The sequence below is a fragment of the Oxynema aestuarii AP17 genome (assembly GCF_012295525.1).
In the GTDB taxonomy this organism is placed as follows: domain Bacteria; phylum Cyanobacteriota; class Cyanobacteriia; order Cyanobacteriales; family Laspinemataceae; genus Oxynema; species Oxynema aestuarii.
The window spans coordinates 4,234,959-4,249,045 of record NZ_CP051167.1 but is presented as its reverse complement, the minus strand read 5'-3'; the positions used below and the strand labels follow the sequence as shown (position 1 = coordinate 4,249,045).

At 51.8% G+C, this 14,087-nt stretch carries 11 protein-coding genes and 1 tRNA gene; 5 read left to right on the top strand and 7 right to left on the bottom strand.

The features are described 5' to 3' along the window. Positions 1-45 precede the first annotated feature (45 nt). The 5 genes from glyQ to HCG48_RS17190 all read left to right on the top strand — a co-directional run bounded on the left by glyQ (position 46) and on the right by HCG48_RS17190 (position 5,013). Positions 46-945, top strand: a complete 900-nt coding sequence (gene glyQ, locus HCG48_RS17215) for a glycine--tRNA ligase subunit alpha (RefSeq protein WP_168570248.1) — start codon at positions 46-48, stop codon at positions 943-945. Between the two features lie 76 nt (positions 946-1,021). After that, on the top strand, positions 1,022-1,495 hold the full coding sequence (locus HCG48_RS17210) for a DUF4079 domain-containing protein (RefSeq protein WP_168570247.1): 474 nt from the start codon (positions 1,022-1,024) through the stop codon (positions 1,493-1,495). Between the two features lie 52 nt (positions 1,496-1,547). Beyond that, entirely contained in the window at positions 1,548-3,908 is a 2,361-nt protein-coding gene (locus HCG48_RS17205) for a ComEC/Rec2 family competence protein (RefSeq protein ID WP_168570246.1), read from the top strand. A gap of 109 nt (positions 3,909-4,017) precedes the next feature. Continuing rightward, positions 4,018-4,104 (top strand) — tRNA-Ser (locus tag HCG48_RS17200). A gap of 726 nt (positions 4,105-4,830) precedes the next feature. Beyond that, positions 4,831-5,013: a replication restart DNA helicase PriA gene (locus tag HCG48_RS17190; protein WP_168570244.1), complete on the top strand. Its 183-nt coding sequence runs from the start codon at positions 4,831-4,833 to the stop codon at positions 5,011-5,013. 19 nt (positions 5,014-5,032) lie between these two features. Here HCG48_RS17190 and rlmN read toward each other — a convergent pair whose 3' ends face one another. The 7 genes from rlmN to HCG48_RS17155 all read right to left on the bottom strand — a co-directional run bounded on the left by rlmN (position 5,033) and on the right by HCG48_RS17155 (position 14,073). Continuing rightward, a complete protein-coding gene (rlmN, locus tag HCG48_RS17185; RefSeq protein ID WP_246260140.1) occupies positions 5,033-6,073 on the bottom strand; it encodes a dual-specificity RNA methyltransferase RlmN in 1,041 nt (346 codons plus the stop codon). 123 nt (positions 6,074-6,196) lie between these two features. Then, positions 6,197-7,858 carry an adenylate/guanylate cyclase domain-containing protein gene (locus tag HCG48_RS17180; RefSeq protein ID WP_246259609.1) on the bottom strand — a complete coding sequence of 554 codons (1,662 nt, stop codon included), beginning with the start codon at positions 7,856-7,858 and terminating at the stop codon, positions 6,197-6,199. Between the two features lie 337 nt (positions 7,859-8,195). Continuing rightward, entirely contained in the window at positions 8,196-9,782 is a 1,587-nt protein-coding gene (locus tag HCG48_RS17175) for an FAD-dependent oxidoreductase (protein ID WP_168570242.1), read from the bottom strand. A 373-nt stretch (positions 9,783-10,155) separates the two neighbouring features. After that, positions 10,156-11,310, bottom strand: coding sequence for an ATP-binding protein (locus tag HCG48_RS17170; RefSeq protein ID WP_168570241.1), 1,155 nt, complete (start codon positions 11,308-11,310; stop codon positions 10,156-10,158). 156 nt (positions 11,311-11,466) lie between these two features. Then, positions 11,467-12,615 carry a beta-ketoacyl-ACP synthase gene (locus HCG48_RS17165; RefSeq protein ID WP_168570240.1) on the bottom strand — a complete coding sequence of 383 codons (1,149 nt, stop codon included), beginning with the start codon at positions 12,613-12,615 and terminating at the stop codon, positions 11,467-11,469. A 105-nt stretch (positions 12,616-12,720) separates the two neighbouring features. Beyond that, positions 12,721-13,458: a peptidylprolyl isomerase gene (locus HCG48_RS17160; RefSeq protein ID WP_168570239.1), complete on the bottom strand. Its 738-nt coding sequence runs from the start codon at positions 13,456-13,458 to the stop codon at positions 12,721-12,723. A 48-nt stretch (positions 13,459-13,506) separates the two neighbouring features. Continuing rightward, positions 13,507-14,073 (bottom strand): photosystem I assembly protein Ycf4, encoded by a 567-nt coding sequence (locus tag HCG48_RS17155; RefSeq protein WP_168570238.1) that lies wholly within the window; start codon positions 14,071-14,073, stop codon positions 13,507-13,509. Positions 14,074-14,087 lie beyond the last annotated feature (14 nt).

Here is a 14,087-nt window from a genome sequence, read left to right as displayed (position 1 = left end):
GGGGAAAATGAGAGGTGAAGATCTTGGTTGGTTAGGATATCGGACGTGAATTTTCAGTCTCTTGTGGCGACCTTAAATCAGTTTTGGAGCGATCGCGGCTGCCTGATCGCGCAACCCTACGATATGGAGAAAGGGGCGGGAACGATGAATCCCCATACTTTTCTGCGGGCGATCGGGCCGGAACCGTGGTCGGTGGCTTATATCGAACCGTGTCGCAGACCGACAGACGGTCGCTATGGAGAAAACCCCAATCGTTATCAGCACTATTACCAATACCAAGTTTTACTCAAACCCTCCCCCAATAACATCCAAGAGATTTACCTAGATTCTTTAAGAGCGCTGGGAATTGCGCCGGAGGATCACGATATTCGCTTTGTGGAAGATAACTGGGAAGCACCAACCGTGGCGGCGTGGGGCGTGGGTTGGGAAGTTTGGCTCGACGGGATGGAAATCACCCAGTTCACCTACTTTCAACAATGTGGGGGAATTGATTGCCGTCCGGTATCGATTGAAATCACCTATGGATTGGAGAGATTGGCGATGTATCTCCAAAATATCGATGCGATGGCGAAGATCGCTTGGACTGACGACATTCGATATGGCGACGTTCACTTGCAAGGGGAAATCGAGCAGTGTACTTATAACTTTGAGGCGTCGAATCCGGAATTGCTGTTTACTTTATTTGGGCTGTACGAACAGGAAGCCCAACAGTTGGTCGATCGCGGGTTAGTTTTACCGACTTTGGACTACGTTCTCAAATGCTCCCACACCTTCAACTTGCTCGATGCGAGAGGCGTGATTGCGGTGACCGAACGGACGAGATACATCGGTCGGATCCGTCATTTAGCAAGGCGGGTTGCCCAACTGTACTTAGAACAGCGAGAAGCCTTGGGATTTCCCTTGCTCAACTCTTCTACCCCGACGGAAACGGCATCGGCAGCGTAAACCCGCCCGATCGCCGCAATTTAGCGCTCACTTCCAACCCCATTAACCCGTTTCCCCTCAAAATCACCAATTACTCATGGATCTCACGCAAATCCTCGAACCGATCGCCAGTCAGTTTCGCAACCTAGGCATCCCCGAACCGATCGTCCATTGGGGCCATCCCCTCATGATGGGGATTGTCGTCTTCGTCATGGGCAGTTATGTCGGCTGGTCCGGATGGCGCGCCCGGGTGGTCGGCGCAGGCGAAACCGCCGTCCAAAGTCGTAGCGACCACCGCAAACTCGCCCCGTGGATGTTCTTATTCATGGCATTAGGCTACACGGGAGGATTACTCTCCTTAGTCATGCAGCGCGAACCGATTCTAGAAAGTCCTCATTTTTGGACCGGATCGATCGCCCTGATCTTATTAGGCATTAACAGTATTCTCTCCCTCAACTTTGGCGACGATCGCCCCAACCTGAGAACCGCCCACGCTTACTTAGGGAGCATCGTCCTCGGTCTGATCGTCCTCCATGCCTTACTCGGCTTAAAACTCGGCTTATCCCTGTAACCGAACTCGTGTGACCCTCAACCCTTTTCAATCTTAGAGGAAGCGACGCCCGATGACTGCTGCGCCCCTTATCCTTCTGTGTTTGGCCTATATTGCCGGATTGCTCGCCAGTGCAATTCCTGGAGGTCGATACGGACTGCTCGTTTTAGGAATAGGAGCGGGAATCGGCGTCTTCCTCAAACTTCCCGGTTATCTTCGGTGTTTGAAAGCAGGTCTCAAGCCTGCCTTTTTTATTGCTGCGGGCGCCCTTGCCTTAATCGCCGCCTTTTACTTACAACTGCGCCTCCCGCAACCTCAAACCGACGACATCAGCCACTATATCGCCCCTACCACGGGGATTGGCGAACAACCCGCCGTCACCGTATTGGGAAAAGTCACCAGCACGCCGCGCTTGACCCGATCCAATAAGGTGCAATTTTGGTTTGACGTGACCCAACTCAACGAGTTGGTCGGTTCCGCAGATCCGATCGCCACCGTTCCCCCTACCAGTCGCACCCAACCCGTCAGTGGCAAGTTATACGTTACCGTTCCCTTACTGCAAGGGACGGGCGTGCATCCCGGACGCAGACTTTCCATTTCCGGCGAACTCTACAAACCGGAACCGCCGAAAAATCCCGGGGCGTTTGACTTCCAAGCTTACTTAGCCAGTCGGGGAAGCTTTGCCGGACTGCGAGGGGAACAAGTCTATTTTCTCTCGGAAACGAGGGAGGAAGGCTGGGGCTTGTGGCGCGTGCAACGGCGGATCGTGCGATCGCAGGTTCGGTGGTTGGGCGTCCCTCACGGCCCGTTAGTCAGCGCGATCGTCTTGGGACGGCGGGTCGTAGATTTGTCGATCGAAGTGCGCGATCGCTTTATTCAAGTCGGATTGGCCCATGTTTTAGCCGCTTCCGGCTTCCACGTCGCCCTGATTCTCAGTTTAGTTCGCTTGCTGACCCGCCCGTTGTCCGAACGGCTCCAATTTGGTGCGGGAAGCGCGGTTTTAATGTTATATGTCATCTTAACCGGAGGCTCGGCATCGGTATCGCGGGCAGCGATTATGGGATTTGCCGCCTTACTGGCGCCCTTATTGCAAAAACAAGTCAAACCCTTGGGTTCGTTACTGTTGGCGGCAACGATTTTGTTATTGCTGCAACCGGGTTGGATTTGGGATTTGGGCTTTCAACTCAGTTTTTTGGCGACCTTGGGGCTATTGGTGACGGTACCGAGCATTGTGGAGCGCTTGGATTGGCTGCCCGTGACGATCGCCTCGGCGCTAGCGGTACCGATCGCGGCGACGATCTGGACCTTACCCCTACAACTGTACGTCTTTCATGTCGTTTCTCCTTATAGTATTGCGGTTAATTTAATAACGACGCCGTTAGTGTCGGCGATTACGATTGGCGGCTTTATCAGTGCGATCGCCGGAGCCATCTGGCCCTTGGCGGGCAGTGCCTTGGCTTGGTTGCTCTACTATCCCGTAGAGGGATTGCTCGAAATTGTCGAATTTTTCGCGAATTTGCCGGGCAATTCCGTGGCGACCGGGGCGTTATCCATCGCCCAAGTGGTTTTACTCTACACGACGATCGCCGCGATCTGGGTGATTCCGTGGCTGCAGCGTCAACGGCGCTGGGGATTGGGGGTGCTGTTCGCGATCGCCTTGGTAGTGACGCCGACATTGCACGCTAAGGCGACGGTGGTACAGATGACCGTGTTGGCGACGCCGCGCGATCCGGTGTTGGTGATTCAAAATCGCGGACAGGTGGCGTTAGTCAACAGTGGCGACGATCGCACGACCCAGTTTACGATTTTGCCCTTTTTCCGCCAGCAGGCGATCGCCCGTCTGGATTGGGCGATCTCTACTGCTCCCGTATCGAGCAATACAGGCTGGCACCAACTGTTCGATCGCCTCGATATTGCTTTATTTTCAGCTCCCGAACCTTCGCCGGAGGAGGGGGATCTCCTCTCCCACGAAGCCATCTTGCACGATTTGGAACAATTTGAGGGCAGTTACGAACCGTTACGAGAGGATGAAACCCTTAAATTTGGCGCGATCGCCGTCCGTCCGATTTCGTTCGAGCCGATGGTGGTGGAATTGCAATTTGACGGTCAAACTTGGTTGTGGTTGGGCAATCTCGACCCTTCCCAACAAAATCGCTGGTTGGGAGCGGGAATTCTTCCCGGATCGCGTCCGGAGTCGTCTTTAGACGTGTTGTGGTGGTCGGGAGACCAAGTGACACCCTATTTGCTCGATGCCTTGCAACCGGAAGTGGCGATCGCCGCTTCGGAGGAGATCGATCCGGCGACGGCGACCCTATTAGAACAAAAAAATATCCGCATTTACATTACCGGACTCGAAGGCGCCGTCCGATGGACTCCCACTCAAGGCTTTGAGTCCCACGGCGCGATCGCCGAAGACCGAATCCCTTGGATCTAGGCGTGCGATCGAGGTTGAGAAAATCTGAGAAAATTCCAATTTTGGCGATCCAAGCTCGGTGATTTGAGCTATTATGGGTAAGGTGTCCAAATTTTAAACCGGAACCTTTGGAGAGGTGGCAGAGCGGTTGAATGCGGCAGACTCGAAATCTGTTATGGTGTCACAGCCATCGGGGGTTCGAATCCCCCCCTCTCCGTTCTCAAATCAGCGAACAAAAAGGGAAGTCAGGATCTTGACTTCCCTTTTGATTTTGCCTGGATCGAAGACCTTTCACGAACCGACACGATCGCCCGATCGATCGCCCCTCGCCGTGCATTTGTGTATTTTAGTTAACAAAATATCGATAAAACCGAAAAAAATCTAAAAAGACAAAATCGCTACAAATTCGGTTTATTTCTATCAGGCGATCGCGGGCATTTCCCCGGGACACTTGGGTCGCTGAGGTGTCAATTCGGGCGGCAATTGAGGTCAGCATAAACCCTTCCAAGCGATCGCGATCGCGGCCTAGACTGGCGCCCAAAAGAAAAGGAAAGTTGCCCAAAAAAGCGATCGAGATCACGTTTGTTCTCGGTGGGGATCACTTTCATACCGGGCGATCCCCGGGCATCATTTGATTATCAAAATTCATCAAACTCATGAGATAATGCAATTGACCGAGCCATCGATCCGAAATATTCGGGGTGCGACTTCTACTTTACGCCTTTAGATAGATTTTTGATTTTCTTTAAGAAAGATAGACTGGAATTTTACAAAACGGAGGTTCGATCGATTCGGCAGCCGACTGCCCGATCGCCTCATCTTTCTAAAGTCGAGTTTTCCTGAAATTAAGATTCGGATCGAAAGGGCGACAGTCACCCTGGGGCGCGCCATCCATTCACGGATTGTCCTGCTCGTGAATCGATAAAATTGAGAGGTTTTTAAAATGCAAACGATTCAAGCCATTCGCTGTCCGAATTGCGGCAACCATGCCGAACGTTACCACTTCGTGCATCTCAAACAAACACAAACCCAATGCCCCGTTTGTGACTATTTCATGGTGACCTGTTCGCGGACCGGACGAGTGGTCGAAGCATACGCCCCCGGGACGTATGCCACCCAAGTTTAAGCGCAATCGGCAAGCGAAATCAGAGCTTCAAGGCTCTTAATTGACCGCAAGCGGCATCGGCTTCCAATCCTCGGGAATACCGAACGCTGACGGCAATATGACGCGCCTCTAAGGCGGCGACAAAATCAGCGATTCGCCGCCTGTCGGGGCGTTTAAAATCGACTTCGTTAATGGGATTGTAGGGAATCAAATTGACGTGAGTTTGGAAACCGCGCAATAAGTCCGCCAGTTCGACTGCATTTTCGAGGGTGTCGTTGACTCCGGCGAGCAAGATATATTCAAAGGTCAGACGACGGCCCGTGAGTTTGACATAGTCGCGACAGTCGGCGATTAAAGCATCGAGGGGATACCCTCCCGCACTGGGAATCAGTTGTTCTCGCTGGGGTTGGTTGGAAGCGTGCAGACTGACGGCGAGGGTAAACTGTCCGCGATGGCGGGCGAGTTTGACGATGCGATCGCGGATTCCCACCGTAGAAATGGTAATCGATCGCTGACCGATACCGAGGTCTTCGTTGATCGATCGCACCGCCGCCAGGACGTTATCGAGATTGAGCAACGGTTCGCCCATTCCCATAAACACGATATGGCTGACGCGGCGCCCGAAGTCTTCGCGAACCTGCAAAACTTGATCGACAATTTCATGAGGGGCTAAGTTGCGGATAAACCCCCCTTTTCCCGTGGCACAAAATTCGCACGCCATCGGACAGCCCACTTGAGAAGAAACGCAAACCGTGAGGCGTTTTTTCGTAGGAATCCCGACGGTTTCGATCACCGTATCGTCGGCGAGTTTGAGTAAGTATTTAACCGTTTCGTCCGGCGCTTGGGAACGGTAGTGAACCTGCGATCGCCCGATGGGGAAATCGGCGACTTGCTGGCGCCAGGACTTCGGAAAAACCGTAATTTCGCCGAGCGATCGCGCCGAGCGATCGTAAATCCAATTGTACAGTTGTTTGCCGCGATAGGCGGGTTGGCCGCGTGCTACCACCCATGCGGTCAATTCATCTAACGACCGTCCTAGAAGCGGATTGTGCGATCGCGACTCCTGGGATTCGGCAGTCATGGAGGCGGAAACAGATTCGGTAGAAGAACTCATAAATAATTCGGGAGAAACGAACGAATGCAAAGGACGACAAAAGCGATCGCCAATCGATTCAACTCCCTTTAATATAACGGGCGCGATCGCTCAAGCAACGCCGATCGGGGTTTCGACTTTGCGACCGACGAGTAAATACGTTTTCATTTCGCCTTTTCCTTTGACGGAAATGACGCCGCGATCTTCAAAAATATAATCATTTTGCAATAACTCGTAAGTAGATGCAGACACTTGAATCGAACCGGGTATCCCGTGAGATTCCATGCGACTGGCGGTATTGACCGCATCCCCCCAGAGGTCGTAAATAAACTTTTTCTGACCGATGACCCCGGCGACGACGGCCCCGGTATTGATTCCGATGCGAATGTCGATCGGTTGGTCGTGGCTGTTCGCATATTTTTCATTGAAATGGGCGATCGCCGCTTGCATGTCGAGGGCCATTTCGGCGATCGAGGCGGCGTGGTCGTCGGACGGATCCGGCAATCCGCCGACGACCATATACGCATCGCCGATTGTTTTAATTTTCTCCAAGTTCCAGCGATCGGCCAATCCGTCAAATTCGGAAAAAATTTCGTTGAGTAAGTTGACCAACTCCGTCGGCGAAACCCGGGCCGAGAGTTTGGTAAACCCGACGATATCGGCGAATAAAATGGTCACTTCGGTAAAGTTATCGGCGATCGTTTCCGGTTTTTGTTTGAGGCGATCGGCGATCGTTTCGGGCAAGATATTGAGTAAAAGACGCTCGGATTTAGCTTGTTCGATTTCCAGTTGGCGCAAGGCGAAGACGAATTCTTGGGCGATCGCGCTGGCGAGAATCACCGCCGCGAGTAACGCCGCCACTAACAGCCAACTGGCGGCGCGACTGGTTTTCGCAATTTGCGATCGCGCCCGTTCCACTTCGTCGGCGACTACCGATAATAGTTTATCGGACACTTCTGCCGCCTGGCGATCGAACCCCTCGACTTGGGAGCGAATTTCGACATCGAGCATGACGATCTGCTCGACCACCGCTTCGTAATCCTTCAACTCCTCCAACGCCGACACCTGACGGGACACATCCAAACCGGGCGATCGCACGATCGCCTCGCGCAAGTCCTCCACCGCCTTGTACAACCCTTGACGCGCCGAAGTTTCGCGTTCGAGCAAGTATTGTTTTTCCGACGCCTGCATCTGACTGTATAACGCGATCAACTCCGACTCCCCCGCCAATTGCAAGGTATCGAGCAGTAAATCCGATTTTTGTTCGAGTTGGGAAAGAACCCCGGTGCGATCCATTCCCAATTCGCCGACCAAGGCGACCGCTTCTTTAAAACTACTCGCGTAATTCTGCACCATTTCCACATAGGCGATGACATCGGGATTGCTTTGGCGCAGTGCATCGCTAACCTTGGCGCTGGCGAGTAACTTTTGCAACTCGTCGCTAATCCGCAAGACCTGCTGAATTTGTTCGCCATGTTCCGCCGCATAGTCATCGCGCGCATTTAAAAAACCCGCACTAGACCATTGCTCGAAAAAATCCCGTTCTTGACGGCGGGCCCGATCCAACGCTGCATTCATTTGGAAGACCAATCGTTGCATCTGCAGACTCGTAACGATCGCCGCTTCCGTCTCGCGACGGACGAAGTTCAACGAAACCCATCCAGTCAAAGCAACTCCAGATAATAAGAGCATCAGCCCGATAAATGCAGAGGTAAATTTGCCCGTAATATTAAGCTTGCGCCAACTTTGAGCAAAAGGTTGCAACTTTTTCATAAAACCTCCGGGGACTGTGCCAGGTTTGCTTGTAGCTGTCAACTGCAGACAATCGGGACAATGATTGAAAATGTTGCGATCTCGACCCTCATGTTCCGCGACCCCCTCTCGAATCGCCAGATAACGGCGAATCCAACTCGGAAAATAACAAGTCAAACATTTTCAACGGCTGACACTGGCAAGAGATTCGGAAAGATAAGCTGGAAATGGGATCGATCGCACGCGATCGAGTTGAGTGTCCTCGCTTCGATGCGTTTCCCCTGGGCGATCGCCGATCCCGAGCAAGTTCGCTACAGTGCATCTCAAACCTGCATTGAAACTGAATCTCTACCGTCCGTCAACGATCCGAGGCGTCCCGATCCTTTCCAGAACCGTAGTACCACCCTTCAAACCAACGACGACAGTAATATTGTCCCTTGGGCGGCAACTTTTCAATCGAATCGGTTAAAGGTCGGGCGATCGCCGACAACGCACTATACAGCCCTAAATTCAGATACTGCTGCATCCAGTCTATCAGCGCCGACCACCCCACTTGACCCACCACCGGGACGATCGCCCCCGGACGCGTTAATCCCGTTTTCAACAACGTTTGCGACAGTCCCCCAAATTGAATCACATCTTGTAAAAACGGTTTGAGAACCGGATCGCCCAATTGTTTCATATCGGCAAAAACACCGGAGAGCAAATCGTTAATTTGGTTCGGTTGGACTGGGCGATCGCTCGGAATACTCATCGCTTTTTGAAACAACCAGGTCACGGCAATATTCGGTTGATACGGTTGCAATTTCCCCAATGCTTTCGCATCGAGTAGATCCCGATCTAAAGCTTCGTCAATCCCCCTTTGCAATCGTTCGAGATGGCGCAACATCGCCCCAAAGCCTCCAAAACTCAACGGCGATTGGATTCCGCTACTGTCGCCGACAAAAACAAGGCGATTCCACGGCGATTTTAATGGACTTTGCCGATATGCCGGAAAAAAGCCAAATAAGGCCCTGACGACTTCGAGGCGATCGCACTCCACGTTCTGGTATTGCGGTAACAAGCGCCAATAGTCCTCAAATAATTCCACCAAACTCAATCTTTCCGGCGATGCATCGACATAGGTAAATAAATAAGTCGTCCGTCCGTCCCGCGCCGGAAATGCTTCCCAAAAATACTGGCATTGTTTTTGAATCGGCGTAAACGAAACCATTAAATCCCCTGTTTCGTTAGCCGGAAATCCTTGCGCACAAGTTCCCACGACCAAACAGACCCCATCCGGTTTTTGTCCCCGACGGGCTTGGTTGACAATTGGCGAAAAATGCCCCATCACGTCGAGTAATAAGCGACTTTTAAACAAGGTGTTTGCTTCTGGATCGTTTTGCACTGTCGTGCGGGTTTGAATGGCGATGCCATCGGGGTGAACCGTCGCCCCTTCAAAGGCGGTATTTTCAAACAGTTTTCCCCCGGCTTCGAGAAACCGAGTTTTGAGAAGGTCGAGTAAATAAACGGGATCGACACCGAGGTTGAGAACATCTCGGATTAAGAATTCTGGACCGCGATCGAATTGAATTCTCGCGGGATTGTACTCGGTGGCGATCGCCCGTTCCAGTTCGTCGCGATCGAGTAATCCGAGTTTTATAAATACATCTAATTCCGATCGCGAAACGTTCCATTCTTGATTGCGACCTTTTAAAATTCCTCGTTCTAAAACGGCAACCCGCCAGCCTTTTTTCGCCAACGCCGCCCCAATAAATATCCCTAATGTTCCCCCACTAATCACTACATCCCATTCTAATTCTCCTAGAGGGTCCTCATTTTGCGCGATCGGCGATGACTGGGGTATATTCCCTTCTTTTAAGGCTTGCCAACGGCGATCGACCGCTTGCAATCCTTTCCAAGGATTACCGGGTATTTGAGATAGTATTTTTTCGGTTAATTGCATTTATTTCAGTTTGAATGATGTTTATTTTTGAAGATATATTTGTTGAAATAAGCAAGAAAGTATAAAATTGTTTTGGAAAATACATGACGTTTCTGAAACTCACGATCTAAAAATGAATGATTTAAAAAGTTTATTTTTCATTCTTGCTTTGGGTGTGGTTCACTAACGTAAAAAAATTTATACTCATGCGCGATCGCTTAAAACCGTCAGTAGATTCTCATTTCAAAAAAAATCACAACTCAGATAGGAGTTCTATCTAACTTAAGGATCGATTAAGACCTTTTAGGTAAAGATCGCGATCGATATTATTTTGGCAATTATTCTGACAACTCAAGCTAGGTTAACTCATCGATTCAACTATAGAATGTGTTTTTTAATATTCACTTGCTGAATTCAAAGGTGTTTCGAGTTCTCTATTTATTTCTGAATCCAACTCTGAATGTAAGGGAAAACGGATTGAAAATGTCGTCCCTTTTTCCAGTTCCGAGATAAAACTAATTTCGCCTCCATGTGCGTCAATAATGGATTTAGCGATCGCCGTTCCCAGCCCCGTACCACTGCGCTTTCCGTAAGTAACGAATGGCTCAAATAACCGTTCTCTAATCAACTCGGGAATTCCGGGACCGTTATCGGCGATCGTCAAATAGAGCCAATTTTTATCCGCACGAGTCATAATTTTAATATAACCACCGCGATCTTCCATTGCATCTACAGCGTTGCCCGTTAAATTTTGCAAAACACGCATCAGTTTGCTTTCATCGGCTTCGATCCAGATATTTTCTTCGGCGACGACCTCGAAGTTCACCTTCGCTTCTTTAAAATAAATCCGATTAAGTTTCTCAAAACGCTTCAAAATCGCAGAAATATCGATCTTTTTCTTGTGAAGGGTGGCGCTTCCCCGGGTGAATTCTAGAACTTCTTCCGCCATGGCCATCATGCGGGTAACTTGAGCTTGAATTAAATCGCACCATTCTTGAGTGTCGTCATCGGGGTGCAGTTCTTTTAACATAGAACTGGCTAAATGAATGCCCGTGAAGGGGCTTTTAAAGTCGTGAACGATCGTGTTGACCATTTCTCCGACTAAAGCCATTTTTTGTTTGTGAATCACTTGATTGATATACAGATCGGTGGTGCTGCGTAAATAGTGAATGATGCGATCGAAAATTTTTAAAACGACCCGTCCGGGGGTACGTTCTAAAATTTCCATGAGGCGATCGCGCGGAATTTTCGCCAAGCAGGAGGATTCGCAAGCTACCGCACGGGCGCTGCGGGGTTTGCCGTCCAAAACGCCAAATTCACCGAAAAAATCGTTAGGTTTCGCCCAGGCGATCGGTTGATAGTGCTGTGGAGTGGTTTGTTTGCTAAATTCAACTTTGCCACTGAGGACTAAATATAAAGAATCCGGGACTTGGTTTTCTTCAAAAACGATCGCCCCCTGTGGAAAGTGTTCGATAACCGCCAGTTGACACAATTGTGTGGCTTGTTCTGGCTCGAAGTAAGAGATAAATCGATGCGATTCCAAATCCATTATCAATATCCGGCATCGTGAACCGAAGAAGCAGTGAACTCTCGCGTTTCAAAACTCAATTGAGATTGAGCGTATGGGGTTAATACCCTTTTGAAAGAATTGTAGTATTGTCTGGGGTTCCGATTCTACCGGAGAATTGCTGGAATCTAGAGGAGGTCAGGTCAGTTTAGCGATCGCGAGAACGGCATTCTGTCCGCCAAAGCCAAAACTGAAGCATAGAGCGCGATCGATCGCCCGCTTCAGGGGGTGGCGGACGAAATTGAGGTCGAATTCCGGGTCGCGCAAACCGACGCAGGGCGGTAAGAGACCATCGTGCAGGGCCATCAAGCAAAAGGCGGTTCCCAAGGCGCCAGAGGCTCCTAGGGTATGTCCGGTGGCTCCTTTGGTGGAGCTTACGGGAAGGTCGGGAGCAAAGCGTTGCTGGATCATCCGGGCTTCGGTGGCATCGTTGAGGCGCGTACTGGTCCCGTGAGCGTGAATGTAACCGATCTCCTCCGGGGACCAACGGGCGCGGTCGAGACATCGATCGATCGCCGCGATCGCCCCTTTCGCTTCGGGATCCGGGGCATTGCCGTGGTAGGCGTCGGCAGTTAAGCCAAAACTGACGATTTCGCCGTAAATCCGGGCGTGGCGGCGGTAGGCGAGTTCGGCACTTTCGAGGACGAAGATCGCGGCGCCTTCCCCCAACACCAAGCCGTCGCGATCGCGATCGAAGGGGGCGCAGTGGTGACGGGCGAGGGCGCCCATGCGGGAAAATCCAGTTAAAGTGAGGGGCGTAATCGGGGCTTCGACCGCTCCGGCGATCGCGCGCTGACAGCGCCCCGTTCGGATCAGCTCCACGGCGCGGGAGATCGCCCAAATTCCCGTCGCGCAAGCCGCCATCGGCGCCAACACCGGACCGCAGGCGCCGATTTGGCGGGCCGTGGCGATCGCCGCCGCGTGGGGTAAGCTCTCGAACCAGGCGTCAGGAGAGAGATCCAAAGGTTTTCCCAACTGTTGCACTCGCGCGTAACGTTCCCATTCTCCCTGAGCGGAACGACTCGATCCGACCACCACCCCAGATTCGGGTAGGGGAAGCGTCAACTCGGCATCGCGAATCCCCTGAGCGACGACCTGGCGGCTTAAATCGAGCCATCGGACAGGGGTGCGATCGCCCATGGCGAGGGGATAGGGCGGCAATTCGGGAAACGGTTGTCGGGGGGCGATCGCCGTGCGACCCTCCTTTAAAGACTGCCACGACGCGGCCAAACTCGGACCCAACGCCGACACCAGACCGATCCCCGTAACCACAACACGCACCGACATCGCCAAACAACCCAAAAAAATGAGACTTTAAGCTGAGAACAGGATTGTCCCTTTCTCAGTTTAAAATCTCGCGATCGCCCTAAATTGAAGATGACCTTAAAGGTTTCAGTTGATTTTTAAGTTTTCCAAACCTTCCGTAACTTTAGCCGAATCGATGCGATCGCCCTGTTCGATCGTATCGACCACTGACATCCCGTCCGTCACGTAGCCGAACACCGCATAATCCCCATTGAGAAAATCGAGGTCGGCCAAAGTAATGTAAAACTGAGAAGAGGCCGAATCCGGCGCCTGCGATCGGGCCATCGCCACCGCACCCCGTCGGTGGGGCAGAGCCGGGGACTGCTGGGCAATTCCTGCCGTTTTAAACGTTTGGCTATAAATCGGACTGTCCGCCCCTTCCGGCGTAATTTCGAGGGGAATGCGGCGTTCCCGACCCGTACTCGGATCGATATATCCCCCCGTTCCCAACTGACCTCGGAAATTGGGATCTTTACTTTGAGGATCGCCCCCTTGCACCACAAACGGCTGGGGTTGGCGCACGACCCGGTGAAACACGAGTCCGTCGTAGACCCCTTTATTGACTAAATCGACAAAATTGCCCGCCGTAATCGGCGCCTGCGTGCCATCGACCTCGATCGTAATCGGAGAACCTTTGACCGTCAGGACGACCGTTGCTTTACCCTCCAACTGGGGGAGATTACTCATTTGTGAATTCCTAGCTTGAGTGGGTTGTACAGAAGTATCGGAAGCTTGAGAAGCGGCATCGGGACTGGTGCAGCCGCCCACGAGCAAGAGTGTCACCAGCGCGAAAGACGCCAACCAGTATCCAAGTCGATCGTACATGTTCAATTCCTTTAGACTACGGCGCTCAATTCGTCTGTGCTGACTCGATTACAAACCTTCGAGGGGAACGCCCATAAAGCGAGCCAACTCGGCGGCCTCATTTTCGATTTCCGACAGGGACATCGGTTGACCGACCCGAGTCAGGGGAATGGGATTGCGTCCTTTGACGTTCAGGTACAGCGCGCGACGGGGATTGAGTCCTTCCTTAATGTCCACGCTGACCGACTGCACCTCATCGAGGGGATAAGTAATATCGATTTTGCGATTTTTGCCCGGAAATCCCAAGCGAAAAATTTGCACTTGGCCCGTTTCGCGATTGAACTCGTTGTAACCGCCACCGACATCCCACAAGATCGTCAGCCACAGGTAGAGCGCCAACAACACGGCGGCAATTCCATAAAGACTCATCACCAATCCCTGGGGAACGAAAATCAGTTGGGTGGGATTGGCAAAGGGAAGTAGGTTAACTCGCAGATAACTGGAAAGACCTGCTAAGAGAAAGCCGATGCCGCCGACCGACACGACAGTGGCCAACAGGTAGTTACTCAAGCGGCGAGACCCTACAATTGGCTTGCGTAAGACGCGATCGCCCGTCACCATACTTTGGCTAGTCATCTATATTCCTTGAA